The organism is Allomuricauda sp. ANG21 (genome assembly GCF_040705235.1).
GTDB lineage: Bacteria > Bacteroidota > Bacteroidia > Flavobacteriales > Flavobacteriaceae > Flagellimonas > Flagellimonas marina.
This window is the reverse complement of the sequence record NZ_JBFCVT010000024.1, coordinates 497-4,885: the sequence shown is the minus strand read 5'-3', so window position 1 is coordinate 4,885 and position 4,389 is coordinate 497. Positions and strand designations below refer to the sequence as shown.

The window sequence follows — 4,389 nt, the reverse complement described above, 5'->3', positions numbered from 1 at the left end:
TTGCGAGGGAGCTAAGGGAGCGTGAGAAATCTCAAACATACACAATAGATTTCTAAGTGGCTGCGCTTCTTCGAAGTGACTAAATAACCTGATGATTTAAAAACTCCCAATCTGGATTAAAGGAAAAAATCAACCTATCTTTCTTTTCCCTTCGCCATTTCTTCAACTCCTTTTCTCGAGCAATGGCCAGTTCAATGGAATCAAACGCCTCGTAGTACACTAAATGGTAGCAATTATACTTCCCTGCAAAGGATTTTTTGGCATTTTCGCTATCGAAATAATGCTGAGAAAGTCTTTTTTGGATATTGTTGGTCACCCCAATGTAAAGTACCGTCTTCTTTTCATTCGTAACAATGTAGACAAAGTAGGGTGAAAGCATTTTTAAATATAGTTTTTTTGAAGTTAGATTTCTCAGTAGCCATGCTCCTTCGAAATGACACACTTCCCCAAGCTGTTAAAAAAATCCCAAAGCCAACCCTTTCCGTAACAACCCCACCCTAAAACCGTCTAGTAGGCAATCATCAAAAAACGTAACCATGAAAAAAGCCTACGCTATCGTAGCTAGTACCCTATTTTTCTTTGCCGCATGCTCCAAAAGTGACGATACCCCCAACCCCAACAACGCCTATCTGCATATTCCAGACCCAGAATTTGAAGCCGTTTTAATCGACCAAGGCATAGACACGGATGGCGAGGTGAACCAACAAATGCTGCGCACCGATGCCCAAACCATCACCCGTTTGGACCTTAACCCATCAGGTAATTTTGGCGATATCAGCGACTTAACCGGTATTGAAGGGTTTGTCAACCTAACGTATCTCTACGCGGGCGGGCAAGAACTCACGGATATCGATTTAAGTGCAAACACTAAGCTGGACACCCTGTACCTTGAGGCCAATTATTTAACCAGTATCGACCTGGGCAACAACCCCAATCTCTTGTTGGTGAACATGGAGTCCAATGAACTGGAATCCATTGATGGGCTCTCCAACGCCACCCAATTGAAAAAAATATACCTCTCCTTTAATAATATGGAAGAACTGCATTTAGACAATGCTTCTCTGGAGCTATTGCACATGGGCCAAAACCTGTTAAAAACCATCGATATCAGTGGAGCGGTGAACCTCAAGAACCTTTTTATGATCAGCAATGACCTCACCGCTGTTGACCTGAGCCACAACCTGTTGTTGGAAACGGTGTTGCTTTCGGACAATGCCCTCCAAACGGTTGACTTTGCACAGAACAGCAAGCTGACACACCTTTATATTTCAAGCAATACGCTGAACAGTCTGGATGTGAGCAACAATAGGGAACTGGTGGACCTACGCGCAGACCGTAACCCAACGTTGAGCTGTATCAAAATTGCATCAGGACAGGAGATTCCCACCATATCAACATCGGAGTACCAAGAACTGAGCACAGAGTGTGAGTAGGAGTAAAATACCGTAAATAATCCAAAAGAAACAGGTTTTTAAAGCCTTCCTATCTTGGAATTGGCGATCTTTGGAAATACCATGAAGGATATTCCGATTGCCCGTTTGCCAAGCCAAAAAGAGCCTTCCCTTTTGGGTAGTTTTACCATTAGGGATATTGAAAAGTTGCTTGCCAAAACGGATATGGTCCAAGAACTCCACCGGCACGACTTTTATTTTCTTTTGGTGCTTCAAAAAGGGATCGGGGAGCATATCATCGATTTTAAACCGTACGAGGTCAGCGATGGTTCCATTTTTTTCATGCGGCCGGGACAGGTGCACCAATTGACCCTTAAAACTGGAAGTAGCGGGTTTGTGGTGCAGTTCACCCCCGATTTTTATTTGCCAAAAGATCAAAAATCCTTGATGTTGCTCAATAGGGCCAGTTCCAAAAACCATTGTCACATCAATCCTTTGGATTTTGAACCCATGAACAAGGTGCTTTCCCAAATATTCCAAGAATATACGGGTAAAAAAGAAGGGTATGAAAAGGTAATCATGGCCTATATGGATATCTTCTTTGTGAACTTATTGCGACATCAAAAATCGGCTTCGTTAATCCCAAATAGACATGAACAAGAGGGCTTGGAATCTTTTTTACATCTTTTGGAAACCCATTATTCCACCCATAAAAGAGTGTCGGACTATGCTAATATGCTACACCTTTCGCTGTACCAACTCAATGCCATAACGAAGTCTGCTCTGGGCAAAACGTGTTCAGAAATCATTGTTGACCGCATTGTTCTTGAAGCAAAAAGATACCTGCTTGCCACTTCCAACCAAATAAAGGAGATTGCTTTTCAATTGGGTTATGAGGACGTTTCCTATTTTGTACGCTTCTTTAAACGACAAACCGGACACTCCCCAGAGTCTTTTCGCCAACTTTTCACTTAAGTACCATTCAACTTCATTTTCATCCTACTCTGCAAGAAGTATGGAAAATACCTTTGCCCCATAATTTTCTTTAACTGAAATAGCATGAAAACAAAAGCAAGATTGATAGCTTCCTTAAAGATTTGGGTGGTGATTTACCCAGCATTGACCCTATTCCTGTATATCTTTCGGGAACCCTTGGCATTGGTTCCCCTTTACATACGAACTTTGGTCATGACCCTAGCTTTGGTGCCACTGATTGTTTTTATCGGTGTCCCTTTTGTGGACTTTGTAATTCGCCAATTCACACCAAAAATTTTCAAAGGAAAACAGTAGTGAGCGCAAAATTCCTTTCGAGAAGACAATTTTTAGAAAAGAGTGGTAAAGCCACAACGATAACATTGTTTCCTTATGAATTCCTTAAATCCTTAATTCACAAAGACATGAAAAACCTTGAAAAATTTGACGTTATAATTGTTGGCGGTAGTTATTCCGGGCTTGCCGCGGGAATGGCATTGGGAAGATCCCTGAAAAAGGTGTTGATTATTGACAGTGGCAAGCCATGCAACCGACAAACACCGTATTCCCACAATTTTCTCACCCAAGACGGAAAAACTCCCAAAGAAATAGCACAGTTGGCAAAACTACAGGTGGAGCTCTACAACACCGTCCATTTTCTAGAGGGTTTGGCCACAGGCGGAAAAAAGACCCAGAACGGGTTTCAAATTGAGACCGATTCTGGAGAAAGTTTTGAGGCCAAAAAGTTGATTTTCGCTACCGGTATTCGAGATATCATGCCACAAATAAAAGGGTTTGCAGAATGTTGGGGGATTTCCGTGCTTCACTGTCCGTATTGTCATGGATATGAAGTAAGGCATCAAAAAACTGGTATTTTGGGCAATGGGGAGTATGGTTATGAGTTTTCAAGATTGATTTCCAACTGGACGGATGACCTTACGTTATTCACTAATGGAAAATCGACCCTATCCAAGGACGAAACCCAAAAACTAATGGGTAAAGGCATCAAAATTGTTGAGTCTGAAATAGCCGAATTGCAACATGTTGAGGGACATTTAAAACAATTGGTCTTCAAGGATGGGTCGGTAGCCGCACTAAAGGCTATTTACGCCCACATTCCTTTTGAACAGTATTGCCCAATTCCCGAGACTTTGGGCTGTGAACTCACCGAGGAAGGCTATATTAAGATAGATGGCCAGCAAATGACATCGGTTGAAGGTGTTTATGCCTGTGGGGACAACACAACCAGAATGCGGACTGTATCAAATGCAGTTGCCATGGGTGCTACAACAGGCATGTTGCTGAACAAAAAAATGGTACTGGACGAGTTCTAGAATACTTTTTTAACCACCTCAATAGTCTTGTCCAAATCCGCATAGCTCAAAGCATCATTTAAGAAGTAGCTTTCAAAGGCAGAAGGAGGCAAATACACCCCGTTTTCCAACATACCATGAAAATACTTTTTAAAGGTATCGTTGTTGCCCTTGGCCGAGGAAGCAAAATCCACCACAGGGTCTTCCGTAAAATGTACGGAGATCATACTGCCATAGCGGTTAATCTGGTGGGTCACCCCCTTTTCGGTCAGCACTTGGCCAATACCCTTGTGCAAGTATTCGGTTTTTTCGGCAAGACTGGTAAAGATTTCTGGTCGGTTGTTCAGTTCCGTCAGCATGGCGAGTCCGGCACTCATGGCCAAAGGATTTCCACTTAAGGTTCCTGCTTGGTACACCGGCCCCTCCGGGGCCAAATGTGCCATAATCTCTGCTCGAGCGGCAAAAGCCCCTACAGGCAGTCCGCCCCCGATCACCTTACCAAACATCACCATATCGGCATCCACGCCCAAGGCTTCCTGTGCACCACCTTTTCCCAATCGAAAACCGGTCATCACCTCATCAAAAAGCAACAAAATGCCTTCTTGGGTACAGAGTTTACGTAAACCGTGGATAAATTCATCGGTAGGGATAATACATCCCATATTGCCGGCCACAGGTTCTAAGATAATGGCGGCTATCTCACCTTTATTGGC

General features: G+C 43.2%; 6 protein-coding genes. 4 read left to right on the top strand and 2 right to left on the bottom strand.

Annotated elements, in window-relative coordinates; genetic code table 11:
• Positions 1 to 79 precede the first annotated feature (79 nt).
• Positions 80 to 415, bottom strand: coding sequence for a GIY-YIG nuclease family protein (locus tag AB1A65_RS17690; RefSeq protein ID WP_366591238.1), 336 nt, complete (start codon positions 413 to 415; stop codon positions 80 to 82).
• 121 nt (positions 416 to 536) lie between these two features.
• On the opposite strand from AB1A65_RS17690, the gene AB1A65_RS17685 reads away from it, so the two are divergent.
• The 4 genes from AB1A65_RS17685 to AB1A65_RS17670 all read left to right on the top strand — a co-directional run bounded on the left by AB1A65_RS17685 (position 537) and on the right by AB1A65_RS17670 (position 3,697).
• Positions 537 to 1,433, top strand: coding sequence for a hypothetical protein (locus AB1A65_RS17685; RefSeq protein ID WP_366591237.1), 897 nt, complete (start codon positions 537 to 539; stop codon positions 1,431 to 1,433).
• A 54-nt stretch (positions 1,434 to 1,487) separates the two neighbouring features.
• On the top strand, positions 1,488 to 2,366 hold the full coding sequence (locus AB1A65_RS17680) for an AraC family transcriptional regulator (protein WP_366591236.1): 879 nt from the start codon (positions 1,488 to 1,490) through the stop codon (positions 2,364 to 2,366).
• A gap of 84 nt (positions 2,367 to 2,450) precedes the next feature.
• On the top strand, positions 2,451 to 2,681 hold the full coding sequence (locus AB1A65_RS17675) for a hypothetical protein (protein WP_366591235.1): 231 nt from the start codon (positions 2,451 to 2,453) through the stop codon (positions 2,679 to 2,681).
• Between the two features lie 107 nt (positions 2,682 to 2,788).
• Entirely contained in the window at positions 2,789 to 3,697 is a 909-nt protein-coding gene (locus AB1A65_RS17670) for an NAD(P)/FAD-dependent oxidoreductase (RefSeq protein ID WP_366591234.1), read from the top strand.
• On the opposite strand, the gene AB1A65_RS17665 is transcribed toward AB1A65_RS17670, so the two are convergent.
• A partial coding sequence (locus AB1A65_RS17665; protein ID WP_366591233.1) for an aminotransferase class III-fold pyridoxal phosphate-dependent enzyme occupies positions 3,694 to 4,389 on the bottom strand: 696 nt, incomplete at its 5' end. The two genes, AB1A65_RS17670 and AB1A65_RS17665, sit on opposite strands and share 4 nt — an antisense overlap.

What these genes read in the sequence shown, in the direction of transcription:
- AB1A65_RS17685 (WP_366591237.1), top strand. Translation starts at nt 537, where the DNA reads ATGAAAAAAGCCTACGCTATCGTAGCTAGTACCCTATTTTTCTTTGCC.
- AB1A65_RS17670 (WP_366591234.1), top strand. Translation starts at nt 2,789, where the DNA reads ATGAAAAACCTTGAAAAATTTGACGTTATAATTGTTGGCGGTAGTTAT.
- AB1A65_RS17675 (WP_366591235.1), top strand. Translation starts at nt 2,451, where the DNA reads ATGAAAACAAAAGCAAGATTGATAGCTTCCTTAAAGATTTGGGTGGTG.